At 66.0% G+C, this 23,077-nt stretch carries 22 protein-coding genes and 2 riboswitches; of the genes, 11 read left to right on the plus strand and 11 right to left on the minus strand.

The genetic code is table 11. The features are described 5' to 3' along the window. Window positions 1-38 precede the first annotated feature (38 nt). The 8 genes from D2V04_RS14925 to mmsB all read left to right on the plus strand — a co-directional run bounded on the left by D2V04_RS14925 (window position 39) and on the right by mmsB (window position 5,573). Window positions 39-554, plus strand: coding sequence for a hypothetical protein (locus tag D2V04_RS14925; RefSeq protein ID WP_147391835.1), 516 nt, complete (start codon window positions 39-41; stop codon window positions 552-554). Further along, window positions 554-868, plus strand: a complete 315-nt coding sequence (locus tag D2V04_RS14930) for an I78 family peptidase inhibitor (protein WP_119514898.1) — start codon at window positions 554-556, stop codon at window positions 866-868. The genes D2V04_RS14925 and D2V04_RS14930 overlap by 1 nt, the downstream gene beginning before the upstream one ends. Before the next feature lie 106 nt (window positions 869-974). Beyond that, window positions 975-1,373 carry a YybH family protein gene (locus tag D2V04_RS14935; RefSeq protein ID WP_182849776.1) on the plus strand — a complete coding sequence of 133 codons (399 nt, stop codon included), beginning with the start codon at window positions 975-977 and terminating at the stop codon, window positions 1,371-1,373. Between the two features lie 9 nt (window positions 1,374-1,382). Beyond that, window positions 1,383-2,528, plus strand: a complete 1,146-nt coding sequence (locus D2V04_RS14940; protein WP_119514515.1) for an acyl-CoA dehydrogenase family protein — start codon at window positions 1,383-1,385, stop codon at window positions 2,526-2,528. Between the two features lie 11 nt (window positions 2,529-2,539). Continuing rightward, window positions 2,540-3,586 carry an enoyl-CoA hydratase/isomerase family protein gene (locus D2V04_RS14945; RefSeq protein WP_119514899.1) on the plus strand — a complete coding sequence of 349 codons (1,047 nt, stop codon included), beginning with the start codon at window positions 2,540-2,542 and terminating at the stop codon, window positions 3,584-3,586. A gap of 88 nt (window positions 3,587-3,674) precedes the next feature. Further along, window positions 3,675-4,457: an enoyl-CoA hydratase-related protein gene (locus D2V04_RS14950; RefSeq protein ID WP_119514516.1), complete on the plus strand. Its 783-nt coding sequence runs from the start codon at window positions 3,675-3,677 to the stop codon at window positions 4,455-4,457. Further along, on the plus strand, window positions 4,454-4,699 hold the full coding sequence (locus D2V04_RS17800; protein WP_147391836.1) for a hypothetical protein: 246 nt from the start codon (window positions 4,454-4,456) through the stop codon (window positions 4,697-4,699). The genes D2V04_RS14950 and D2V04_RS17800 overlap by 4 nt, the downstream gene beginning before the upstream one ends. A gap of 4 nt (window positions 4,700-4,703) precedes the next feature. Beyond that, window positions 4,704-5,573, plus strand: a complete 870-nt coding sequence (mmsB, locus tag D2V04_RS14955) for a 3-hydroxyisobutyrate dehydrogenase (RefSeq protein ID WP_119514517.1) — start codon at window positions 4,704-4,706, stop codon at window positions 5,571-5,573. On the opposite strand, the gene D2V04_RS14960 is transcribed toward mmsB, so the two are convergent. The 11 genes from D2V04_RS14960 to D2V04_RS15010 all read right to left on the minus strand — a co-directional run bounded on the left by D2V04_RS14960 (window position 5,557) and on the right by D2V04_RS15010 (window position 17,993). Beyond that, window positions 5,557-6,291: an Nmad3 family putative nucleotide modification protein gene (locus tag D2V04_RS14960; RefSeq protein WP_119514518.1), complete on the minus strand. Its 735-nt coding sequence runs from the start codon at window positions 6,289-6,291 to the stop codon at window positions 5,557-5,559. The two genes, mmsB and D2V04_RS14960, sit on opposite strands and share 17 nt — an antisense overlap. Beyond that, window positions 6,291-7,862, minus strand: a complete 1,572-nt coding sequence (gene gcvPB / locus D2V04_RS14965) for an aminomethyl-transferring glycine dehydrogenase subunit GcvPB (RefSeq protein ID WP_119514519.1) — start codon at window positions 7,860-7,862, stop codon at window positions 6,291-6,293. The genes D2V04_RS14960 and gcvPB overlap by 1 nt, the downstream gene beginning before the upstream one ends. Next, on the minus strand, window positions 7,859-9,220 hold the full coding sequence (gene gcvPA / locus D2V04_RS14970; RefSeq protein WP_119514520.1) for an aminomethyl-transferring glycine dehydrogenase subunit GcvPA: 1,362 nt from the start codon (window positions 9,218-9,220) through the stop codon (window positions 7,859-7,861). The genes gcvPB and gcvPA overlap by 4 nt, the downstream gene beginning before the upstream one ends. A gap of 135 nt (window positions 9,221-9,355) precedes the next feature. Next, on the minus strand, window positions 9,356-9,727 hold the full coding sequence (gene gcvH / locus D2V04_RS14975; RefSeq protein ID WP_119514521.1) for a glycine cleavage system protein GcvH: 372 nt from the start codon (window positions 9,725-9,727) through the stop codon (window positions 9,356-9,358). Between the two features lie 2 nt (window positions 9,728-9,729). Beyond that, window positions 9,730-10,863, minus strand: coding sequence for a glycine cleavage system aminomethyltransferase GcvT (gene gcvT / locus D2V04_RS14980; protein WP_119514522.1), 1,134 nt, complete (start codon window positions 10,861-10,863; stop codon window positions 9,730-9,732). 54 nt (window positions 10,864-10,917) lie between these two features. Continuing rightward, window positions 10,918-11,022, minus strand: a riboswitch (glycine riboswitch). A 1-nt stretch (window position 11,023) separates the two neighbouring features. Further along, window positions 11,024-11,119, minus strand: a riboswitch (glycine riboswitch). 57 nt (window positions 11,120-11,176) lie between these two features. Continuing rightward, window positions 11,177-13,807 carry a methionine synthase gene (gene metH, locus D2V04_RS14985; protein WP_119514523.1) on the minus strand — a complete coding sequence of 877 codons (2,631 nt, stop codon included), beginning with the start codon at window positions 13,805-13,807 and terminating at the stop codon, window positions 11,177-11,179. Window positions 13,808-13,830: 23 nt separating this feature from the next. Beyond that, a complete protein-coding gene (locus D2V04_RS14990; protein ID WP_119514524.1) occupies window positions 13,831-14,355 on the minus strand; it encodes a GNAT family N-acetyltransferase in 525 nt (174 codons plus the stop codon). 1 nt (window position 14,356) lies between these two features. Next, on the minus strand, window positions 14,357-15,403 hold the full coding sequence (locus tag D2V04_RS14995) for a homocysteine S-methyltransferase family protein (protein WP_119514525.1): 1,047 nt from the start codon (window positions 15,401-15,403) through the stop codon (window positions 14,357-14,359). Beyond that, the gene (gene metF / locus D2V04_RS15000; protein WP_119514526.1) at window positions 15,393-16,328 is read right to left on the minus strand and encodes a methylenetetrahydrofolate reductase; all 936 of its coding nucleotides are present in this window, start codon (window positions 16,326-16,328) and stop codon (window positions 15,393-15,395) included. Before metF ends, D2V04_RS14995 begins: the two co-directional genes overlap by 11 nt. Then, window positions 16,325-17,308 (minus strand): ArsR/SmtB family transcription factor, encoded by a 984-nt coding sequence (locus D2V04_RS15005; protein ID WP_119514527.1) that lies wholly within the window; start codon window positions 17,306-17,308, stop codon window positions 16,325-16,327. The genes metF and D2V04_RS15005 overlap by 4 nt, the downstream gene beginning before the upstream one ends. 64 nt (window positions 17,309-17,372) lie before the next feature. Next, the gene (locus D2V04_RS15010) at window positions 17,373-17,993 is read right to left on the minus strand and encodes a flavin reductase family protein (RefSeq protein WP_119514900.1); all 621 of its coding nucleotides are present in this window, start codon (window positions 17,991-17,993) and stop codon (window positions 17,373-17,375) included. Window positions 17,994-18,034: 41 nt separating this feature from the next. Between D2V04_RS15010 and D2V04_RS15015 the strand changes: the two genes are divergently transcribed. The 3 genes from D2V04_RS15015 (at window position 18,035) to D2V04_RS15025 (ending at window position 22,783) form a co-directional block, all read left to right on the plus strand. Next, entirely contained in the window at window positions 18,035-19,576 is a 1,542-nt protein-coding gene (locus D2V04_RS15015) for an acetyl-CoA acetyltransferase (protein WP_119514528.1), read from the plus strand. A gap of 559 nt (window positions 19,577-20,135) precedes the next feature. Continuing rightward, a complete protein-coding gene (locus D2V04_RS15020) occupies window positions 20,136-21,416 on the plus strand; it encodes a tyrosine-type recombinase/integrase (protein WP_119514529.1) in 1,281 nt (426 codons plus the stop codon). 92 nt (window positions 21,417-21,508) lie between these two features. Further along, complete coding sequence (locus D2V04_RS15025) at window positions 21,509-22,783, plus strand: hypothetical protein (RefSeq protein WP_147391837.1); 1,275 nt, start codon at window positions 21,509-21,511, stop codon at window positions 22,781-22,783. Window positions 22,784-23,077: the final 294 nt, after the last annotated feature.

The following is a 23,077-nucleotide window of genomic DNA, read 5'->3' on the forward strand; positions in this document are numbered from 1 at the left end:
CGCGAGTTTAGGCAGCGCAGCAAAGACTGGAGGACTCCATGCGACTGATGATTGCTCTTGCCGCCGCCCCGGCGTTCGCGCTCGCGGCCTGCGGTGCGCCTGCCGACGATAGTGCCGATGGCGCGGATGCCGCGACCGAAACCCCGATGCCGGTCGAACCGGATGGGGGCATTGGCGACGGCGCAACGCCGCCCGCCGGCGAGACGTCCTCGCCCGATGGCGACATGGCTTCGATCCCGGTCGCGCTTCAGGGCCGCTGGGGTCTCGTCGCGGCCGACTGCACCTCCACGCGGGGCGACGCCAAGGGGTTGATCGAGGTCACCGGCAACACGATCACGTTCTACGAATCGCGTGCCACGCTGGACGACGTTGCCCAGCGCACCGACGACAGCATCCGCGCCAAGTTCTCCTTCACCGGCGAGGGCATGACCTGGACCCGCGACATGGCGCTCGCCGCGCAGGATGGCGGCAAGACGCTGGTCCGCACCGAATACGGAGAGGACGCCATGGCCGATCCACTGCGCTATAGCCGGTGCTCCGAAGGAGACGCATGATGAAGCACACTGGAAAGCTGATCGCCCTCTTGCCCGCCGCTGCGCTCGCGGCGTGCGCCACGACGTCCGCCAATGAGCCCGGCACGCCGGACGCCGAAAACGGGGAGACCGCCATGTGCGATCCCGCAGCAGCGCAGTCCTACGTCGGCCAGAAGGCCACCGCCCAGATCGGCGAGCAGATCCTCGACGCGACCGGTGCGCGCCAGCTTCGCTGGGGCCCGCCGCGCGCCGCCTTCACGATGGATTTCCGGCAGGACCGGGTCAACGTGATGTACGACGACGCGATGATCATCACCCAGATCACCTGCGGGTGAAGATGCACCGGCGGAGGCTCAGACCAGGCGGCTCGGGACGCAGCAGCGCGTGAAATACGCGCTGCCCCTTTGTCTCGCGCCGCTTGCGCTTGGCGCATGCCAGAGCGTGCCCTACCCGTCGTCGGCGAGCTTCCGCGAAACGCTGGACCGCCACGTTGCCGCGATCCAGTCGCGCGATTATCAGGGGATCGTCGATACGATCACCACGGGCGACACCCTCACGCTGATCTTCCCGAACGGCGAGCGCTACGACACGCGCGAGCAGTTCCTCGCCTTTCACCGCGAATGGTTCGCCGATCCCGCGTGGGTGATGGTGCTGGAGCCGGTGAGGGTGTGGGAGGGGCGCGACTACGGTTACGCGCTCTATCGCACCAGCTACGACCCCGATGGCGCGGGGCCGACACCCGGACGCCCCGCCTATCTCTCGCTTGGCTTCCAGCTCGAGGATGGCCAATGGCGGCTCGTGCACGACCAGAACACGCGGATCGAGACCGCGACAGACTGAACAGGGCCAATGACAGGACAATTCCAGCTCACCGACGATCAACTCGCGATCCAGGAAATGGCGCGGCGCTTTACCGCCGACCACATCACGCCGTTCGCCGCCGAATGGGACGAGAAGCACCACTTCCCGCGCGACGTGATCCAGAAGACCGGCGAGCTCGGGTTCGGCGCGATCTACGTCTCTGAGGAAAGCGGCGGGATCGCGCTCGGCCGACTGGAAGCGGCGCTGATCATGGAAGCGATGGCCTATGGCTGCCCGGCGACGAGCGCCTATGTCTCGATCCACAATATGGCTGCATGGATGATCGACCGTTTCGGCGGCGAGGAGGTCAAGAAGAAGTTCCTCCCCCGGCTGGTGACGATGGAGCAGATCGCCAGCTACGCACTGACCGAGCCGGGCTCCGGCTCGGACGCGGCCGATCTCAAGACCACCGCGCGGCTGGACGGCGACCATTACGTGCTCAACGGCACCAAGCAGTTCATCTCCGGCGGCGGGTTCAACGACGTCTACGTGTGCATGGTCCGCACCGGCGAGCACAAGAGCCGCGGGATCACTTGCCTCGTCGTGGAGAAGGACACGCCCGGCGTCAGCTTCGGCGCACCGGAGAAGAAGCTCGGCTGGAACGCCAGCCCGACCGCGCAGGTGATCTTCGAGGATGCCCGCATACCGGTCGAGAACCGCGTCGGCGCCGAAGGTGACGGTTTTCGCTTCGCCATGGCCGGGCTCGACGGCGGGCGGCTCAATATCGGCGCCTGCTCGCTCGGCGGCGCCCAGCGCTGTCTGGACGAGGCGATCGCCTATACCAAGGATCGCCAGCAGTTCGGTCAGCCGATCGCGGACTTCCAGAACACCCAGTTCATGCTCGCGGACATGGCGACCGAGCTCGAGGCGGCACGTGCGCTGCTCTATCTCGCGGCGGTCAAGGTGACCGACAATGCGCCGGACAAGACGCGCTTTTCCGCCATGGCCAAGCGCCTCGCGACCGATAGCGGCAGCAACGTGGTCAACAACGCGCTCCAGCTCTTCGGCGGCTACGGCTATCTGAAGGACTACCCGATCGAGCGCTTCTGGCGCGACCTGCGGGTACATTCGATCCTCGAAGGCACCAACCAGGTCATGCGGATGATCGTGGGCCGGGACCTGTTGCGCCAGTGAGTAGCGAACCGATGACCGAAGACGTGAACATCCACACCCACGGGAAAGCCGGGCACATCTCGCTCAACCGGCCCAAGGCGCTCCATGCGCTGACGCTGGAGATGTGCCACGCGATGAGCCGCGCCCTGCAGGAGTGGGAGAGCGACGATGCCGTCGAGGCGGTGATCGTCGATCACGCCGAGGGGCGCGGCTTCTGCGCCGGCGGGGACATCGCCTTCCTGCGCAACTCCGCACTGAACGATAACGGCGTGAGCGGGCGGAAGTTCTTCCACGACGAATATCAGCTCAACCACCAGATGTTCGTCTATCCCAAGCCGATCGTCGCCTTCATGGACGGCATTACGATGGGCGGCGGCGTGGGCATCAGCCAGCCCGCGAAGTACCGCGTCGCGACCGAGAACACGCGTTTCGCCATGCCTGAAACGGGGATCGGCCTGTTCCCCGATGTCGGCGGCGGCTGGTATCTCGCGCGACTCGGCGGACGGATCGGCCAGTTCCTCGCCCTGACCGGCGCGCGGCTCGACGGCGCGGAGTGTCTGTGGGCAGGGCTTGCCACGCACTACCTGCCCGCGGCGAAGCTGCCCGAGGCCAAGGTGCGGATTGCCGAGCATCCCGACCGGATCGGCGGAATCCTGGCCGAGCTTTCGGTCACCCCTCCCTCTGCGCGCATTGCGGGGAACGCCGACCGGATCGCCAAGCATTTCGCCTCCGACCGGTTCGAGGACATCCTGGCCAGCCTGGAGAAGGATGGCGGCGATTGGGCCCAGAAGGAACTCGACGCACTGCACGCCAAGAGCCCGCAGACCTGCAAGGTCGCATTGCGCCAGCTCGCTGAGGCGAAGGGCTTCACCGATTTCGCCGACAACATGCGCAACGAATACCGGATCGCCAGCCGTGTCATCGTCCGACCAGACTTCGCCGAAGGCGTGCGCGCGGTAATCGTCGACAAGACCGGCGATCCCAAGTGGGATCCCGCTACGCCCGAAGGTGTGACCGAGGACCTGCTCGACAGCATCTTCGCACCGTTACCCGAAGCCGAAGAGTGGCGACCACTATGAGGTCTCGCGAATCGCAATTCTCCGACGTTCGCTATTTGTGCCAAATCATCGCCACGATGTCAAGTAAATTCACCAGATAGGTTATACTATGGGCTATGAAACGATCACCGCCGAACAGCGCGGCGCCGTCACCCTGATCACGCTTAACCGCCCGCAGGCGCTGAATGCGCTCAACTCGCAGGTGCTCGAGGATCTGATCGCCGCCTTCGCCGCGTTCGAGAGTGATGACGGTCAGCGCTGTGCGGTGCTGACCGGTGCAGGGGACAAGGCCTTCGCGGCGGGCGCCGACATCAAGGAAATGGCCGACAAGGCCGCCGCCGACTTCTTCCTCGAGGACTTCTTCGCGCGCTGGACCAGCCATCTGGTCAAGGCAACCCGCAAGCCCTGGATCGCGGCGGTCAACGGCTTCGCGCTCGGCGGCGGGTGCGAGCTCGCCATGATGGCGGACTTCATCATCGCCAGCGAGAAGGCGAAGTTCGGCCAGCCCGAGATCAAGCTCGGCGTCGCGCCCGGCATGGGCGGCAGCCAGCGCCTGACCCGCGCGGTCGGCAAGGCGAAGGCGATGGAGATGTGCCTGACCGGCCGCATGATGGACGCGGAGGAAGCGGAGCGCAGCGGCCTCATCGCACGCGTCGTGCCGCACGATAGCTTGGTGGACGAGGCGCTGAAGACCGCCGCGACAATCGCCGCGATGCCGCCGATGGCTGCGATCGTGAACAAGGAGATGGTCAACGCCGCCTACGAGATGACGCTCGACCAAGGCCTGCTCCACGAACGGCGCCTGTTCCAGATCCTCACCGCGACCGAGGACAAGGCCGAGGGCATGGCCGCCTTCATCGAGAAGCGTGAGGGGCAGTGGAAGGGGCGATGAGCTATATCTTCGCAACTTTGACCGCTGTTATGGCAGGTTGGTTAGCGATATCTTGGTGGCAGGATAGTCCAAAAAGAGAAGCACGCGGCATCATTCCGTACCGCAAGCTTATGATGTACCTCGATGAGCGCGGAAAGTTCTATCCACTTGGTGAACACTGGGAAGCTTACAAGGCAGCATGGAAGCTGACAGTTTCCCTTATCTTCTTACTCATCACATTAATCATAATAGTCCTGGGGTAATCACATGAAAATCGCTTTTATCGGCCTCGGCAACATGGGCGGCGGGATGGCTGCCAATCTCGTCAAGGCGGGACACGAGGTCCGCGCATTCGACCTCGCGGAGCCCGCGCTTGCGGCTGCGCGCGAGAACGGATGCGAGACCTTCACCGACCCCAAGGAAGCCGTGGCGGGGGTGGAGGCGGTCGTTTCGATGCTGCCCAACGGCGCGATCGTGAAGGCCGTGTTCGAGAACGACGTGATCGGCCATGCTCCGGAAGGCGCGATCCTGCTCGACTGCTCGACCATCGACGTCGCCACCGCGCGCGAGGTGATCGCCGCAGCGGAGGCGGCCGGCTACGACATGGTCGACGCGCCGGTCTCCGGCGGTATCGCGGCGGCCGCCGGCGGGACGCTGACATTCATGGTCGGGGGCAGCGAGCAGGCCTTCCAGCGCGCGGAGCCAATCCTGCAGGCGATGGGCAAGGCGGTGATTCATGCGGGCGACGCGGGCAATGGCCAGGCCGCGAAAATCTGCAACAACATGCTGCTCGCGATCCAGATGATCGGCACGTGCGAGGCGTTTACGATGGCGCAGAAGCTCGGGCTCGATCCGCAAACCTTCTACGACATTTCGTCGGTCTCCTCTGGCCAGTGCTGGTCGATGACGAGCTACTGCCCGGTCCCCGGCGTCGGCCCGCAAAGCCCGTCCGACAACGGCTATCAGGGCGGGTTCGCCACTGCGCTGATGCTCAAGGATTTGCGGCTTGCGATGGAAGCGGCGGAAACGGCAGGCAGTCCCACTCCACTGGGAGGCCATGCGAAGGAGCTCTACGAGGCGTTCGCGGCCGAGAACGGCGGGCTCGACTTCTCGGCGATCATCAAGACGCTTCGATAGCTGCGATCACCCGCGCGAGCCATTCGCGCGGGGCCTTGCGCCGGCCGATCTCGGCGACGAACTCCTGACCTCGAGACACGGCGCGCAGCCTGCCGCCGGGAAGCCAGCGGTCGGTCCGATCGTGATAGGACAGGCCGCCGCACCGCAGCCACACAGGGCGGCGCCAGAGGCTTGGCGGACCGCCGGGGACGGTCAGCCGCAGCAGGTGGGGCGCGCCACCTACCTCTCTACCGCGACCGCTGTAGATCGCATCGTTGCGGCCATGCATGGCAATGGCGTGCGGATGCCCCTGATCGCGCAAGCCGGCGAGCGTGACGGCGTCGCAGCTCGCGAGGTCGATCCGCCGCTCAACTTCAAGATAGCCGAAGATCCGGTGATGCGGCTCGCCCGTGTCCTCATCGCGGAACAGGCCGAAGAACAGGAATACGTCTCCGCCTCCGACGCCGCGGTTGGCGAGATGCGTCTGCGCCGCGCCGCACTGGCCGAACAGGCAAGTGCCGTCCGCGAGGAACATCGGATCGTGGTGGCAGTGATCACCCGCGCCGATCCGACCCCTGCTGGCGCGTGCGGCATGCTCGCCCAACCCCAACGCGCCATAAGTCGTGCGCGAATGCTCGGCTGCCGGGATCGGCAGGCTGAGCGGCCGGCCACCGATGATCGGCGACGGCCCGCCGCCCGAAGTGCTGTCGAAGCCTTTCCTGCTCAGGATGATCCGCATCAGGCGGAGTCGGGATCGCTCCAAGCCAGCACCGGCCTGCGCGCCGCGAGCGTTTCGTCGAGGCGGCGGCGCGGCGCATAATAGGGCGCCTGCTTCATCGACGCATCCCCGGCCCTTGCGCGCTCCGCCACGCTGCGCAGCGCGGCGATGAACTGATCGAGGCCGGCCTTGCTCTCGGTTTCGGTCGGCTCCACCAGCATGGCGCCATGGACGACGAGCGGGAAATACATCGTCATCGGATGATAACCCTCATCGACCAGCGACTTGGCGAGGTCGAGCGTCGAAAGCCCCTCGGAGAAGCCCGCGTCGGAGAACAGCGCCTCATGCATGCACGGCCCGCTCTTGCCGAACGGCGCCTCCAGCAGGTCCTCGACACTGCGCAGGATGTAATTGGCGTTGAGCACCGCGTCCTCCGCCACCTGGCGAAGCCCATCCGCGCCGTGGCTGAGGATATAGGCGAGCGCGCGGGTGAACATGCCCATCTGCCCGTGGAACGCAGTCATGCGGCCGAATGCCTGCGTATGGTCGAACTCGGCTGCGTTCTCCTCCTCGACCAGATGGACCACGCCGTCCGCGGTCCGCGCGGTGAACGGCAGCGGGCCATAGGGGCTGAGCGCTTCGGAGAGTACCACCGGCCCCGAGCCCGGCCCGCCGCCGCCGTGCGGGGTGGAGAAGGTCTTGTGCAGGTTGATGTGCATCGCGTCGACGCCGAGATCGCCGGGGCGGACCTTGCCGACGATGGCGTTGAAGTTCGCCCCGTCGCAATAGACGAAGCCGCCCGCGGCGTGGACCGCGTCGGAGATCGCCTTCATGTCTCGCTCGAACAGACCGCAGGTGTTCGGATTGGTGATCATCACCGCCGCGACATCAGGCCCGAGGCGGGCCTTGAGCGCCTCGAGATCGACCCGGCCATCGGCGTTGGCGGGAATGTTCTCGACCCGGTAGCCAGCGAAGGCCGCCGTCGCAGGATTGGTGCCGTGCGCGCTTTCGGGCACGAGGATCACCTCGCGCGGATCGCCGCGGGCTTCAAGCGCGGCGCGGATGCACAGGATGCCGCACAGTTCGCCGTGCGCGCCCGCCTTGGGGCTCATCGCCACGCCGTGCATGCCGGTGAGATCGATCAGCCAGAACGCCAGTTCGTTGATCACCTCCAGCGCGCCGCGCACGGTCGAGACCGGCTGCAGCGGATGCACGTCGGCGAAGCCCGGCATGCGCGCGACTTTCTCGTTCAGCCGCGGATTGTGCTTCATCGTGCACGAGCCGAGCGGGAAAAGGCCCAGATCGATCGCGTAATTCTGGCGGCTGAGGCGGGTGTAATGGCGCACCGTTTCCGGCTCCGAGAGGCCGGGCAGCCCGATCGGTGCAGTGCGCTCCATCCCGCCGAGGCGGTTCGCGCCGCCTTCGATCTCCGGCAGGTCGACGCCGGTCGTGTCGGTGCCCGCCAGCTCGAAGATCAGCGGCTCTTCCAGCATCAGCGCGCGGTTGCCGGTGACGGTCCGCGGGCCGCTGTGCATGCCGTCGGCGGCAGCGGTCATCTCGGGCTTCCAGCCGGATTTGTTGGGAGCATTCATGCCAGCGCCTCCTGCAGCGCGGAGGCGAGCGTTTCGATGTCCTCCTCCGTGGTGGTTTCGGTGACCGCGACGAGCAGGCCGCCCTTGAGCGCATCCTCGGCGGGATAGAGCCGGCCGAGTGACACGCCAGCAAGGATCCCGTCGTCGGCCAGCTTGCGCACGATCTCGCGCGCGTCGCCATCGATCACGAGTGTGAACTCGTTAAAGAAGCTATCGTTGAGCACTCGCACCCCGGGCACCTGCGCCAGACGATCGGCCGCCTTGCTCGCAAGCGCGTGGTTCCAGGAAGCGAGACGCCGCAGCCCCTCTTCGCCAAGCAGCGTCATATGGACCGAGAAGGCCAGCGCGCAGAGACCCGAATTGGTGCAGATGTTGCTGGTCGCCTTCTCGCGGCGGATGTGCTGCTCGCGGGTCGAAAGTGTGAGGACGAAGCCGCGCTTACCCTCGGCATCGACGGTCTCGCCGCAGAGCCGCCCCGGCATCTGGCGCACGTGCTTGGGATCGCGCACCGCGAACAGGCCGAGGTAGGGCCCGCCGAATTGCAGTCCGACGCCGATCGCCTGTCCTTCGCCGACGACGATGTCCGCGCCCAGCTCGCCTGGCGCCTTGATCGCGCCCAGTGCGACCGGCTCGGTGTTGACCGCGATCAGCAGCGCGCCCTTGTCGTGCGCCGCCTCGGCGATCACGGCAAGATCGGGAATGCGGCCGAGAATGTCGGGATACTGCACGACGACGCAGCTCGTCTCCTCGTCGATCCGCGCGATAAGGCTCGCATTGTCGGGCGTCCCCTGCAGCGAGGGGAGCGCGTCGGCGATCTCGTCGTCGGTGAACTTGGCCATCGTCCGCACGACTTCGGCATAGTGCGGATGCAGCGCACCCGAGAGCACCACGCGCTTGCGCTTCGTCACCCGCGCCGCCATCGCGACCGCTTCCCAGCAGCCGGTCGAGCCATCGTACATCGAGGCGTTCGCCACCGCACAGCCGTAGAGCCGCGCGACCTGGCTCTGGAATTCGAACAGCATCTGCAGCGTGCCCTGCGCGATTTCCGGCTGATAGGGCGTGTAGGCGGTCAGGAACTCGCCGCGCTGGATCACGTGGTCGACCGTGGCGGGCACGTGATGGCGATAGGCCCCCGCGCCGAGGAAGAACGGCGCGTCGGCCGCGGCGAGATTCTTCTTCGACAGGCGCCGCATGTGCGCTTCCACCGCCATCTCGCTGGCGTGGAGCGGCAGCCCCTCGATCGGGCCGGACAGCCGCGCCTCTTGCGGAACATCCACGAACAGGTCGTCGATCGATGAAGCGCCGATCTTCGTGAGCATCGCGCTGCGGTCGGCGTCGGTCAGGGGAAGGTATCGCATTCGAACTCCTAGCCCCCTCCCGCTTGCGGGAGGGGAGCGAGACTTGGGCCGCGTAGCGGTCTTAGTCGCAGCGGGGTGGGCCTAGCGGCCCATGCCCACCCCCTGCCCCTCCCGCAAGCGGGACGGGGGAGACGGTCACAGTCCGTCGACGAAGCTCTTGTAAGCCGCTTCGTCCATCAACCCTTCGAGCTGCGACTTGTCGGCGATGGTCAGCTTGAAGAACCAGCCATTTTCCTCGGCATTGGAATTGACCAGGGCCGGATCATCCTCGAGCGCACCGTTGGCTTCGGTCACTTCCCCGCTGATCGGCGCGTAGACGTCGCTTGCGGCCTTGACGCTCTCGACCACCGCGGCATCCTTGCCCTTCTCGACCGTGCTGCCGACAGCCGGCAGTTCGACGAAAACGATGTCGCCGAGCTGTTCCTGCGCATAGTCGGTGATGCCGACGGTGGCGGTATCACCTTCGACGTCGATCCATTCGTGTTCTTCGGTGAAATAGCGGGCCATGTTCAGTTCCCTCGGTAGTAACGGTGGGGGACGAAGGGCATTTGCGCGACCCGGGCGGGAAGGCGCTTGCCCCTGACTTCGATTTCCAGTTCGGTGCCTTCGGCAGCATGCGCGCGGGCGACGTAAGCCATCGCGATCGGGTGGCCGAGCGTCGGCGCGAAGCCCCCGCTGGTGACGCGGCCGACTTCCTCGTGGCCGGCATAGACCAGCGCACCCTCGCGCGCGGGCAAGCGGCCCTCGAGCGTGAGGCCGACGCGCTTGGTTTCGGTTCCGCTCTCGATCAGGCCGAGGATACGTTCGGCGCCAGGAAAGCCGCCCTCGGTGCGGCGGCGCTTGCCGATGGCGAAGCCGAGGCCGGCGGAAACGGGATCGGTTTCGGGCGAAAGGTCGTGCCCATAGAGCGGCAGTCCCGCCTCCAGCCGCAGCGAGTCGCGCGCGCCGAGGCCGATGGGCTTGATCTCGATCTCGGCACAGAGGCGGCCGGCGATGGTCTCGGCATGCTCGGCGGGGATCGAGAGCTCGAACCCGTCCTCCCCGGTGTAGCCCGAGCGGCCGATGCCGAGCTTGATCTCGCCGAAATGGAACGAGGTGCCCTGCATGAACTTGAGATCGCCCATCGCGTCGCGGAACACCCGGCGCAGCGCGTTCGCGGCTTCGGGGCCCTGCACCGCGAGCAGGGCCTGGTCCTCGAGGTGAGTCAGCGTGATTTCGTCGGGTAGATGCTCGCGCAGATGGGCGATGTCGTCCCACTTGGTCGCGCCGTTAACCACGACATAATACGTGGGCGTGCCGCCTTCGGGCGTGACATTGGTGACCATCAGATCGTCGAGAATACCGCCGTTCTCGTCGAGCAGCAGCGAATAGCGGATGCGCCCCGGCTTCAGCGACAGGATGTCCCCGGGCAGCAGTGCTTCCAGCGCTTCGGCCGCGCCTTCGCCCGAGACGAGGAGCTGGCCCATATGGCTGACGTCGAACAGCCCGGCATGGGTGCGCGTCCACTCGTGTTCGGCGACGATCCCCTCATATTGGATCGGCATCCAGTAACCGGCGAAAGGCACCATGCGCGCGCCCTGGGCGCGATGCCAGGCATCGAGCGGGAGTGTCTGCGGTTCCGCGGAGTCTTGGTCGTCGCTCATCAATCTTCCCGACTGGCCGGCAACGCTTCGCCGTGAAGCGCCGTTCCACCTGCCCCCTCTGTCGGGAAACCTGAGAGCTTGGCCCGCGCTCCGCTTTCGCGGCATCCGCGGCTTACCCCTTCGGTGGTCCCCGCCTGGGCGGAGACGCTTTCCAGAGTGTCTTCACCGCGCGGTCCGGTGGCCTGAGAGTTTCCGGGGCGGTTGCTCCTTCGGCGCCGCGAACCCGAAGGCCCGCGATCTCTCCCGCGCGATGCTTCCGAAGAATCGCTCCTCCGGATGACGCCGGAGTCCCTGCGCGATTACGCGCCCTCGGTCAATCGAGATTGGGCCGCAGCCAGCGCTCGACGGTGGACAGGTCGGCCCCGCGCCGGGCCGCGTAGTCCTCGAGCTGATCGCGCCCGATCCGCGCGACGCCGAAGTACTCGCTTTCCGGGTGCCCGAAGTAGAATCCGCTCACCGCCGCAGTGGGCAGCATGGCGAAGCTTTCGGTCAATTCCAATCCCGCGCGCCCGCCCGCGCCCAACAGGTCGAACAGGATCGGCTTCAGGCTGTGATCGGGGCACGCAGGATAGCCCGGCGCGGGCCGGATTCCGCGGTACTGCTCCTTGATCAGCGCCTCGTTGGTGAGCTGCTCACCCTCGGCATAGCCCCACAGGGTGGTCCGCACATGCTGGTGCAAGGCTTCCGCAAACGCCTCTGCGAAACGGTCGGCCAGCGCTTTCAGGAGAATGTCGGAATAATCGTCGTGCGCGGCGCGGAAACGTTCGGAGTGCGGTTCGGCACCGTGGATGCCGACCGCAAAGCCGCCGATCCAGTCGCCGGCCGGATCGACGAAATCGGCGAGGCAGAAGTTCGCGCGATCGCGGCTCTTGCGCACCTGCTGGCGGAGGAACGGCATTTGCACGTGACGTTCTTCCTCGGCGAGATGAATCTCGATGTCGTCGCCGTCCCGCGCGCAGGGCCACAAGCCGCAAACGCCTTTGGCCGTCAGCCATTTCTCCGCGACGATCTTCTCCAGCATCGCCTGGGCGTCGGCGAAGAGCTGGCGCGCGCTTTCGCCCACGACTTCGTCGTCGAGGACGGACGGATAGGTTCCCGCGAGTTCCCAGGCGCGGAAGAACGGTGTCCAGTCGAAGTATTCGACCAGATCCGCCAACGACCAGTCGGGAAACGTGTGGATGCCCGGCTGCAGGGGCGGCGCCGGCTTGTCGCTATAGTCGATCGCCGGCGCGTTGGCGCGCGCATCCTCGAGGCTGAGGAGCACGCTCGCCGTCTTGCCCGCGCGCACATCGCGCACATGCGCGTAGTCCGCCGCGGTTTCCGCGACGAAGCCCTCGCACTGGGTGTCCGACAGCAGGCGGCTGGCCACGCCGACCGCCCGGCTCGCGTCGAGCACGTGGATCACCGGCCCTTCATAGGCCGGATCGATCTTGAGCGCGGTGTGCACCTTGCTGGTCGTCGCGCCGCCGATCAGCAGCGGCATGGTCATGCCCGCACGCTGCATCTCCTCGGCGACGGTGACCATCTCGTCGAGCGACGGCGTGATCAGGCCGGAAAGCCCGATCATGTCCGCATTGCCATCGTTCGCCGTCTGGAGGATCCGGTCCCAGGGCACCATCACCCCCAGGTCGACTACCTCGTACCCATTACATTGAAGCACGACGCCGACGATGTTCTTGCCGATATCGTGAACGTCGCCCTTTACGGTCGCCATCACGATCTTGCCCTTGGCCTTGCGATCCTCCGGAGCGAGCTTGTCCTTCTCCGCCTCGATGAACGGGATGAGGTGGGCGACAGCCTTTTTCATCACGCGGGCAGACTTGACCACTTGCGGCAGGAACATCTTGCCGCTGCCGAACAGGTCGCCGACGACGTTCATCCCGTCCATCAGCGGCCCTTCGATCACTTCGATCGGGCGTCCGCCTCGCGCGTCGAATGCCAGCCGCGCTTCCTCGGTGTCCTCGACGACGTGCGCGTCGATCCCCTTCACCAGCGCATGCTCCAGCCGCTTCTCGACCGGCCAGCCGCGCCATTCGGCCGCTTCCTTGTCGGCCTTCGGGTCCTTGCCCTTGTAACTCTCGGCGAGCGTGATCAGCCGCTCGGTGGCATCCGGGCGGCGCATCAGGATCACGTCCTCGCACGCGTCGCGCAGTTCGGGATCGATCGCGTCGTAAACGTCCAGCTGGCCGGCATTGACGATCGCCATGTCGAGCCCGGCCGGGATCGCGTGGTAAAGGAACACCGAATGCATCGCGCGGCGCACGGTCTCGTTGCCGCGGAAGCTGAACGAGAGATTGGACAGCCCGCCGCTGATATGCACGTGCGGGCAGGCGGCCTTGATCTCCCGCGCCGCCTCGATGAAGTCGAGCCCGTAGCGGTCGTGCTCCTCGATCCCGGTCGCCACCGCGAAGATATTCGGATCGAAGATCACGTCTTCCCGCGGAAAGCCGATGCCGGTCAGCAGCTCGTAGGCGCGCTTGCAGATGTCGACCTTGCGCTCTTTCGTGTCCGCCTGGCCGGTCTCGTCGAACGCCATGACGACCACGGCAGCGCCGTAGTCCATGCATTTGCGCGCATGGTCGAGGAACTGTTCCTCGCCCTCCTTCATGGAGATCGAGTTGACGATCGGCTTGCCCGAAACGCACTTGATGCCGGCTTCGATCACCTCCCACTTGGAGCTGTCGATCATCACCGGCACCCGCGCGATGTCGGGCTCGGCGGCAATGAGCTTGAGGAAGGTCGTCATCGCCTCGACCGCATCGAGCAGGCCTTCGTCCATGTTGACGTCGATCACCTGCGCGCCGTTCTCGACCTGCTGGCGCGCGACTTCGACGGCGGCGGCATAGTCCCCGGCCATGACCAGCTTCTTGAAGCGGGCCGATCCGGTCACGTTGGTACGCTCGCCGATATTGACGAAGCGGGCGGAGGAAGGATTATCAGTCATCAACGGTCCGTTATGCCGGCAACTCAGCGCAGGGCGCGCGCGAGTACGGCGTCGTCGTAGAGCTTGCCCCCGACGTCGAAACGGCGTTCGCCGATCGGTTCGAAGCCCTGTTTGCAGTAGAAGGCGATGGCGCGCGCGTTGCGGGCATAAACGCCGAGCAGGAGCCGTTCGTGGCCTGCCGCAGCCTCGACTGCCGCCGCCATCAGCGCTGCGCCGAGCCCGCTGCCGTGAAAGCGTGAGAGCGAATAGATACGCTTCAGCTCCCGGTCGCCATCGCGCGCGCCGGGCAGATCGGGCTCGGCCGAGAGCGCATAGCCGACCGGGGCCAATCCCGGTTCGACTTCCGCCAGCCAGGCCTGCGCGCCGGCGTCCAGGTAGGCTTCATAGGTCGCGCGGCTGTGTGCGTGTTCGCAGTGCGCGACGATCGCGGCGCCATCGAGCACGTCGGCAAAGGTCTCCAGAAAGGTCGCCGCGCCGATCAGCGCGAGCGCTCCGGCATCCTCGCGGGTCGCTTCACGGATGCGCCAGGGGACTCTATTCGCCGCCATGTCAGGCCGCCATCGTGAAGGGTTCGAGCCCGGCGAGCCGTGTTCCCTCAGGCGCCTTGGGGATGCGACGCGGCGCCACGCCGTCCACCGCCTGCGCGATGGCGGTGATGTGCTCGGGCGTCGAGCCGCAGCAGCCACCGAGAATATTGGCACGGCCGCTTTCGGCCCAGCTCTTCACCAGCGCGGCGGTCTCTTCCGGCGCTTCGTCGTACTCGCCGAGCTCGTTGGGCAGGCCCGCGTTGGGGTAGACCATCAACAGAGTGTCTGCGATGCCGGAAAGCAGTTGCACGTGCGGGCGCAGTTGCTCGGCGCCGAAGCTGCAGTTGAGGCCGATGGTCGCCGGCCGCGCGTGGCGCACCGTGTACCAGAAGGCCTCGACCGTATGGCCCGAGAGGTTGCGGCCCGACAGGTCAGTGAGCGTGAGCGAAAGCATCAGCGGCAGCTCGCGGCCTAGCTCGCGTTCAAGCTCCTTCACCGCCATGATCGCGGCCTTGCAGTTGAGCGTATCGAACACCGTCTCGACCAGGATGAAGTCGACCCCGCCTTCGATCAGTGCCGCGGCCTGTTCGCGGTAGACTTCCTTCACTTCGTCGAAGGTAACCTCGCGAAAGCCGGGGTCCTCGACGTCGGGGCTCAGCGAAAGCGTCTTGTTGGTCGGCCCCACCGCGCCCGCGACGAAGCGCGCCACGCCGTCCCGCGCGGTGGCCGCATCGACCGCTTCGCGGATCACCCGCGCGGCGGAGACGTTGATCTCGCGCACCAGCGCTTCGGCGCCGTAGTCGGCCTGGCTGATGCGATTGGCGTTGAAGGTGTTGGTCGCCAGCACATGCGCGCCTGCGTCGATATAGCTGTCGCAGACCTGACGGATCAGCGCCGGTTGCGTCAGGTTGACGAGATCGTTGTTGCCCTTCTGGTCGTGCGACAGGCCGGTGTCGCCGGCATAATCCTCAGCCGACAGCTTCGCACGCTGGATCGCCGTGCCGTAGGGCCCGTCCTTGATCAGGATGCGCTTGGCCGCTTCGGCAAGCAGGCACTCTCTAGCAGTCATCGGGGATCCCTTTCGGCCGCAGCCCGAGCATGTGGCAGATCGCGTAGCTCAGCTCGGCACGGTTCAGCGTGTAGAAGTGGAACTGCCGCACGCCCCCGGCATAGAGCCGGCGGCAGAGCTCGGCGGCGATCGTGGCGGAGACGAGCTGGCGCGCGGCCGGCCGCTCGTCGAGCCCCTCGAACAGGCCCTCCATCCATGCAGGAATAGCGGTGCCGCACAGGCCCGCCATGCGCTGGACGCTGGCAAAGCTCATCACCGGCATGACGCCGGGCACGATCTCGCTGTCTATGCCCGCCGCCACGGCCTTGTCGCGGAAGCGGAAGAAGCACTCGGGCTCGAAGAAGAACTGCGTGATCGCGCGGGTCGCCCCTGCATCGAGCTTGCGCTTCAGGTTGTCGAGGTCGGCCTCGGCATCGCGGGCGTCCGGGTGGACTTCCGGATAGGCGGCGACCGAGATCTCGAACGGCGCGACCGCCGTCAGCCCGGCGATCAGCTCGGCCGCATTGGCATAGCCGCCGGGATGCGGCGTGTAGCGCGACTGGCCGTCCGGCGGATCGCCGCGCAGCGCGACCACGTGGCGAATGCCGCTTTCCCAATAATGGCGCGCGATCTCGTCGATCTCCTCGCGCGTCGCCTGGACGCAGGTGAGGTGCGCGGCAGCCGGGATGTTCGTCTCGCGGTTGATCCGGACGACCTGCTCGTGCGTGCGCTCGCGGGTCGAGCCGCCCGCACCGTAGGTCACCGAAACGAAGCGCGGACCCAGCGGTTCGAGCGTCTTGACGCTTTCCCACAGCGTCTGCGCCATCTTCTCGGTCCGCGGCGGGAAGAACTCGAACGATACGTCGATGTCCCCCGGCAGGCCGGAGAACAGCGGCGCGTCGAGCGCCATGCGCGCTTCCTGCATCTGATTGAACGTCGGGCTCATCTCGCTGCTTTCCTTCCCGCACTGGCGGGAGCGCCTTGCCGCGTGCCGAGCCAGATCTTGACCACCAGCTCGCCGCCCTCGAGCGCGATCGGCGGGGCGGGGGCGAACCCCGCCTCGGTCAGCAGGCCGGCGATGGCCGCGTCAGTGAAGCCGAGCCGCGCATGGGCATGGCGGTCGCGCAGCTCCTCGCGCTGATGCGCGTCGAAATCGACGATCGCGATCCGCCCGCCCGGGCGAGTGACCCGCGCCGCCTCGGCGAGCGGCGCGGCCGGGTCCTGTGCGAAATGGAGCACCTGATGCAGCAGCACCGTGTCGAACCCGCGTGCCGGGAAAGGGAGCGCGGCGAAATCGCCCTGGACGAGTTCTACTGCGCCGGAGGGCAAGTTTTGCAACTTTGCGCGTGCGAAGCGTAGCATGTCCAGGCTTTTGTCGAGCGCGACGACCCGCTCCGCCCGGCTGGCGAAGAGTTCGGCCATGCGGCCGGTCCCGGTGCCGATGTCGAGCACGTGGCCGAGCGGCTCGTCGCCCAGCGCCTCGACCAGCTTCGCCTCGACCAGTTCGTCCGGGCTGTGGAGCTGGCGCAGCTCGTCCCAGACTTCGGCGTGGCGCGCGAAATAGGTCTCCGCGCTGCTTTCGCGCGCGGCGCGGATCGCGGCGAGCTGGCGGCGGTCCTCGGCGCAGGCGGCGGCGAAGTCCGCGTCCTCGCGCTCGGCGGTGGCGAGCAGCCGCGCGACCGCCTCGCCCACCGGCGTGCCGCGTTCCTTGCCGACGCTCGCGCGCAGGAAGACCCAGCTCCCCTCGCGGTGCCGCTCGGCCAGGCCGGCATCGCACAGGATGCCCACGTGGCGCGAGACGCGCGGCTGGCTCTGGCCGAGCACCTGCGCCAGCTCCCCCACCGCCAGTTCCATGGCAGCGAGCAGCCGCATGATCCGCAGCCTGGTGGGGTCGGCAAGCGCCCGCATGATCGTCTCGATCCGCATGCGAGTTACATATAAAGATATTGTTATATGTGCAAGCGCGCAGAATCCTGCGGCTGCGGCGCCTTCAGCCGGGGCTGTCGCGCGCGATCCGCTGCAGCAGCGCGAGCTGCGCTTCGCCCTGCCCGGTCAGGATCCATTTCCCGCCGCTCTCGCGCAGCAGGCCGGAGGCGACGAGCTGCGCGTGGTCCTGCGGATCGAGCTCCTCCCGCGCCGGGGGCATGACCCGGCCATATCGCCCGCCGTGGTAGATCAGCGGATCGGCCTCGCTGCGGCCGAAATCGACCACTTCGCCGAGGAAGATCGCGTGATCGCCGCCCTCGTACTCGAAGCGGGCGCAGCAGCCGAAGCGCGCCGCGCAGCCTTCGATCAGCGGCGCGCCCTCGGGCCCGTCGGTCACCTCGAGCCCGGCGAACTTGTCGGCCCCGCGCCGCGCGAACCGGTCGGACATGGCCTGCTGCCCCGAGGCGAGGACATGAACGGCCCAGCTCTGCGCGTCGCGAAAGGCCGCGAGATTGCCGCTGTCGAGCGACAGGCTCCACAGCACCATCGGCGGGTCGAGCGAGACCGAGTTGAAGCTGTTGGCGGTCAGGCCCACCGGGTGGCCCGACGCGTCGCGGGTGGTGACGATCGTCACGCCGGTCACGAAGCTGCCGAGCGCGTTGCGGAAAGCGGCCTTGTCGAACACGCATCCGTCGCTAATCTCGCCGGGGAGGAAGAGCAACCGCGATGTCCGAAATCCATGAGCTGACACCCGTTATCGTCGGGGTCGGGCAAGCCTCGGAGCGTCCCCAGGACCCGGGCTATCGCGCACTGTCGCACATGGATCTGGCGGGCGAAGCGCTGAAAGCCGCGCTTGCCGACACTCGCGCTGCCGGCGACGCCGCGCGCGCGATCGACACGATCGGCGCCATTCGCCAGTTCGAAATCTCGCGTCCCGACGCAAAGGCGCCGTTCGGCCGGGCGGACAATCCGCCGCGCGCGATCGGGCGTCGGGTCGGTGCCGAGCCGCGGCGCGCGATTCTGGAGACGACCGGCGGGCAGACCAACCAGAAGCTGGTCGGCGAGTTCGCCGCCGCCATCGCCCGCGGCGAGAGCGAAATGGCCGCGATCGTCGGCGCCGAGGCGATCTCGACCGTGCGCGCGCTGCTCGGCGCCGGCGAAACGCGCGACTGGTCGGAAGAGGTCGGCGGCGAGCTGGAGGACCGCGGCTTCGGGCTGGAGGGCATGTTCGACGCCGAGTTGCTTCGCCACGGCGCGGTCAGCGCGATCGCGCACTACGCGCTGTTCGAGAATGCCCGGCGTGCGCGGCTGGGATGTTCGCTCGGGGAATATCGCGCGGCGATCGGCGAGCTCTTCGCCCCGTTCACCGAAGTGGCGGCGGCCAATCCGCACGCCGCCGCGCGCGAGGTGCGCAGCGCGGCAGAGCTGGCGCGCGTGACCCCGCGCAACCGGATCGTGGCCGAGCCCTACCCCCGGATGACGGTCGCGCGCGACCAGGTGAACCAGGCGGCCGCAATCGTGATCGCATCGGCCGGCAAGGCGCGCGCGCTGGGGATCTCAGAGGACCGGTGGGTCCATATCCACGCGGTCGCCGACGCGAAGGAGCTGCCGGTGATGGAACGGCCCGATCTTGCGCGCAGCCCTGCCTCGATCGCCTCGATCGAGACCGCACTGGAGCGCAGCGGCCGTACGCTCGGCGATATGGCCTTGCTCGACCTCTACAGTTGCTTCGCGATTCCGGTATTCAATGTGACCGACCATTTCGGACTGGCGATCGATGATCCGCGCGGGCTGACCCTGACCGGCGGGCTGCCGTTCTTCGGAGGCGCGGGCAACAACTATTCCGCCCATGCCATCGCGGAAGCGGTGCAGCGCCTGCGGGAACGGCGCGGCAGCTATGCGCTGGTCGGCGCGAACGGCGGGTTCATGAGCAAGTACTCGGCCGGCATCTACTCGGCCGAACCCGCCGACTGGTCGGGCGCCGACCGCTGGATCGCGGTTCCGACCCCCACCGAGGCCGTGCGCAAGGCGCAGGAGCCGGCCGCATGGCTAACCGTCGAAACCTATACCGTGCTGGAGAGCCGCTCAGGCCCGGTCGCCGTGGTGCTTGGGCGCAATGAGGCGGGCGAGCGCGTGGCCGCGAACGCCGATCTCGCCCACACGCCGACACGCGCGTTGTTCGAGGCGGGCGAACCCTTCGGCGTGCGGCTCGCACTGTCGGTGGCGCCGGACGGACGGTCCATGGCCCGTCACAATGCGGACGAGTAGGAACACAGGGCGTATAAACCCAGCCGAGCGTCACCGCACCGATCGCTCCGGCGCGGCGCGGGGCCCAAGGCGCGTCTGCAGATTCCCTCTCTCCATTTTCTCGCGGATCTTGATGACCCGTTGCTAAAATCTGGTATCGTTTCTATCACAACTGACATTGATATCAATGTTAAGAAACGCTCAGACCCGCAACTTGATCCGTTTCGGCGGCATCTGCGCCAGCGGCCGGCGCGCGGATGTGCGGTTTGCCGGCGATTCTCCCGCCGACGGAGCGCCACAGCGAGCACGTCCTTGCGAAGCCTGTGACGGACTTACGCGCGGCCAGATGCCATGTCAGGAAAAGTGGGTCGGAAATGGTGCCGCTTACGTGACTCGAACACGTGACCCCATCATTACGAATTAGGTGGTCGCTATTTCATCGAGTTTCCCCAGCTTTCCGCTATCCGCAGAAAACAGCCCTTGTTCCACTCGCGTTCTTGCCGCTATGTTCCCATAAGGTTCTTTGGGTTTCCCCTGAACCGATTACGTGGCGATTACGTGAGGGCAAGCAGTGCCATCGATGCGGATCACAAAGCGGGAAGTGGATGCCGCCGGAGCGCGAGCCTCAGGCGACATCTACTACTGGGACGACAAACTGAGTGGCTTCGGCCTCCGCGTCACCCCGCGAGGGGTCAAGAGCTACGTTGTGCAGTATCGCCTTAAGGGACGCCCAGCGCGGCGAATGACGCTTGGCATCCACGGCTCGCCCTGGACCCCCGACAAGGCGCGAGCACGTGCCGAGCAGATCCTGATCGAGGTGAAGAGCGGGATCGATCCCGTCGCCATGGCAAAGAAGAAGGCGCAGGATGCGCGCACTTTAGGGTTCGAGGCGTACGCCAAGCGCTTTTCCGACGAGTGCCTGAAGGTGGAGTGGGAGGGATCGTGGGAAGACGCAGAGCGCTGCCTCACTTTGCACGTGGTCCCTCGGCTGAAATCTCGCGCTCTTCCCGAGATCGATGCGGCTGATATCAGGGCGGTGATTGATCCGATCCGTTCGCAGAGGGCGTTGGCCAGGAAGGTCTGGGCAGTGCTCAACCGCCTATTCACATGGGCCATCGAACAGCACGACCTCCCCGCCAACAGCAATCCTATGGCGGGAATGAAGCCCCCACCTAAGCCCGCAGATCGCAAGCGCGTTCTTTCGCCTGACGAAATCATCGCCGCCTGGCGTGCCAGCTTTGAAGTTGGCGAGCCGTGGGGTCCGTTTATTCGCCTGCTCTTCGCGACCCTTCAGCGACGTAACGAGGTTGCAGGGTTGCCGTGGAAGGAACTCGATCAGAATAGGCGACTTTGGCACATTCACGGCGAGCGCGCGAAAAACGGTGAGGATCACCTAGTCCCATTGAATGAACTTGCCCTGCGAGAGCTTTCAGAAAGAGGCTGGAAGCGGCGAGGACTCGTCCTCACCACAACCGGGAAAACGCCAGTCAGTGGTTTCAGTCGTATGAAAAGGCGGCTGGATAAGCTGATGCTCGCGAAACTGCAGGAGCTTGCCGACAGTCGCGCTGAGGCGCTGGGCGAAGAGGCTCAGTCGGTTCAACTCGAGCCATGGCGGTTGCACGATATCCGGCGGACAGGGACCACCGCGATGCAAAGTCTGGGCATCCCAGTCGAGCATTCCGATGCCTGCCTGAACCACAAGTCCGGCGAGGCCGGTACGGGTGCTGCAAAGGTCTATCACCTCTGGAAGTACGAACCGGAGAAGCGCACCGCCTTCGAAAAGTGGGGCGCACACCTGGAGCAACTGGTCAGAGGCGCAGAGGAGTCAAACGTGGTCCCGCTTGCCAATCGGCGAGCGTGATCGTGGCGCGGCTAGGGTAGCGCCCGAACAGCCGGTTTCCGCCCGGCCTGCCGCGCCACTTCCGACAATGCGGATCGCCAGCGGAGGCGAGCGTGAATGATATGGAGAGTGTGGTAAGGGCCGCGGCGGCGAGCCGGATGGACGGAACGCCGATACCCGATCCGGCCAGGTGGCCCGAAGGGTGGGTTCACTTATCGGCGGCTGTGGCAGCCGTAGCCGAGGCGCTGCTAAATGAAGGCAGTGGTCTCGAAGCGGCCTATTCCTTCGTGCATGCGCTGGAATCGCCTGGCCCAACGGAGAATCCGGGCTTCGCAAAGTACCGCAGTAAGCTGGCGACGCAGATTGCGGAGCAATTTACTGAGCTTTGCCGCTGCGAGTTTCTAGTGACAGGGCATCGTCGCATCGGTGGCGCAGGTCCCGTCGAGCCCATCCCCTCAGAATGGTGGGACACGGAAGACATTTTTCTTCGCTTCCGCACCTGGAGCATCGACCCCGACGACGAGCTGAGCAGCCGGCCCGATCTCCCTCACTGGATTTGGGTGGAGGAAATTGGGCTGAAACGCATGTGCGATAAGATTTGGCGCTACAACAATAACGTGAATAAGGTGACGTTCGTCGACGAAGAAACGTTGCTCAGCGTCTCGGATGCACTTGAGGTACTGGCCCCGTTTGTCCCTCACATTTCAGGGCCGCCAATGCGACTGGGCGCGCCGGACGGCGCGAAGGAACTTCGAGATGCCTGCGCTTCAGGCGCCGTTCGCGCCATCGCTACTCGGATGGAGCGAAGCTTTGATGCAGCCGGCCTAGGAGGCAATGGAAAGCTAGTTGAAGCAGAGAACGATTGGCCCATTCCGGCGGAGCTATGGACGTCCATTGAGCTCTCGCCAGCTCAGAATTGGGCCGCTGGTACCTTTGTCGCCATTCCTAACGAACGCAACAGGGTCAAGCTGAGCGGCGTGATGATCGACTGGCGGGATCTCACATCCTACCTTGAGGGGCAGAAGCTCCTCTTGCGCATTCAGCTTCGCGAACCGGATGAGGAGGAGCCGTTCGCGGAAGCCTTCATGCCGGCCGTCCCGGTCGAGTTCCCCGACCCAATAAACCCGGACGGTGAAATCATTCGCATTTCCTCAGGTCCTGAGGAACCGGAGGCGAAAGGCGACTGCGAGGCTCCCTCCAAAGCCGACGAAGCGAAATGCAAAGAACTGGCGGCGCGGCTGGATTCCGAGGGGGTAGCCATACGCGACGTAAAAGCCCCCCTGATTGCGAGGCTTTGGGACACCACGGACGGCCCCGTCCCGAAGAAGGAGACGATTACAGGACTTATGACCGGCCAACGCAAAGGACGGCGGCCCACGGCTTCCTAGCCGTCATTCCAAACGTCGTGCGAAAGAATTGTCGCGTCATTTGGGTGGCTGTGGCCAGAACATTTCTTATGCCTTCTATGGGTTTCCGCGACGCGCAGTTGCGCCGCCCCGCAGCAGCGGGAAGACGTAGCGGAGACTACACATGGCAGATGATGATACACTGCTTACGACGGAACAGCTTGCGGCTCTCCGGAATGTACCACCCAACCGGATAGAGAAGGAGCGCCTCAAGGGCGATGGACCGCCGTTCCTGAAAGACGGGCGTCTCGTCCGATATCGTCTTGGCGATTACCG

It is taken from the genome of Pelagerythrobacter aerophilus (assembly GCF_003581645.1).
Classification (GTDB): domain Bacteria; phylum Pseudomonadota; class Alphaproteobacteria; order Sphingomonadales; family Sphingomonadaceae; genus Pelagerythrobacter; species Pelagerythrobacter aerophilus.

Coding starts and splice junctions, on each gene's coding strand:
- D2V04_RS14950 (WP_119514516.1), top strand. CDS start 3,675: ATGGGCTATGAAACGATCACCGCCGAACAGCGCGGCGCCGTCACCCTG.
- D2V04_RS14930 (WP_119514898.1), top strand. CDS start 554: ATGAAGCACACTGGAAAGCTGATCGCCCTCTTGCCCGCCGCTGCGCTC.
- gcvPA (WP_119514520.1), bottom strand. CDS start 9,220: ATGCGATACCTTCCCCTGACCGACGCCGACCGCAGCGCGATGCTCACG.
- D2V04_RS17800 (WP_147391836.1), top strand. CDS start 4,454: ATGAGCTATATCTTCGCAACTTTGACCGCTGTTATGGCAGGTTGGTTA.
- D2V04_RS15020 (WP_119514529.1), top strand. CDS start 20,136: ATGCGGATCACAAAGCGGGAAGTGGATGCCGCCGGAGCGCGAGCCTCA.
- D2V04_RS14940 (WP_119514515.1), top strand. CDS start 1,383: ATGACAGGACAATTCCAGCTCACCGACGATCAACTCGCGATCCAGGAA.
- gcvPB (WP_119514519.1), bottom strand. CDS start 7,862: ATGAATGCTCCCAACAAATCCGGCTGGAAGCCCGAGATGACCGCTGCC.
- D2V04_RS15005 (WP_119514527.1), bottom strand. CDS start 17,308: ATGCGGATCGAGACGATCATGCGGGCGCTTGCCGACCCCACCAGGCTG.
- D2V04_RS14925 (WP_147391835.1), top strand. CDS start 39: ATGCGACTGATGATTGCTCTTGCCGCCGCCCCGGCGTTCGCGCTCGCG.
- D2V04_RS14945 (WP_119514899.1), top strand. CDS start 2,540: ATGACCGAAGACGTGAACATCCACACCCACGGGAAAGCCGGGCACATC.
- gcvT (WP_119514522.1), bottom strand. CDS start 10,863: ATGAGCGACGACCAAGACTCCGCGGAACCGCAGACACTCCCGCTCGAT.
- D2V04_RS14990 (WP_119514524.1), bottom strand. CDS start 14,355: ATGGCGGCGAATAGAGTCCCCTGGCGCATCCGTGAAGCGACCCGCGAG.
- D2V04_RS14960 (WP_119514518.1), bottom strand. CDS start 6,291: ATGCGGATCATCCTGAGCAGGAAAGGCTTCGACAGCACTTCGGGCGGC.
- metH (WP_119514523.1), bottom strand. CDS start 13,807: ATGACTGATAATCCTTCCTCCGCCCGCTTCGTCAATATCGGCGAGCGT.
- mmsB (WP_119514517.1), top strand. CDS start 4,704: ATGAAAATCGCTTTTATCGGCCTCGGCAACATGGGCGGCGGGATGGCT.
- D2V04_RS14995 (WP_119514525.1), bottom strand. CDS start 15,403: ATGACTGCTAGAGAGTGCCTGCTTGCCGAAGCGGCCAAGCGCATCCTG.
- gcvH (WP_119514521.1), bottom strand. CDS start 9,727: ATGGCCCGCTATTTCACCGAAGAACACGAATGGATCGACGTCGAAGGT.
- metF (WP_119514526.1), bottom strand. CDS start 16,328: ATGAGCCCGACGTTCAATCAGATGCAGGAAGCGCGCATGGCGCTCGAC.
- D2V04_RS15015 (WP_119514528.1), top strand. CDS start 18,035: ATGTCCGAAATCCATGAGCTGACACCCGTTATCGTCGGGGTCGGGCAA.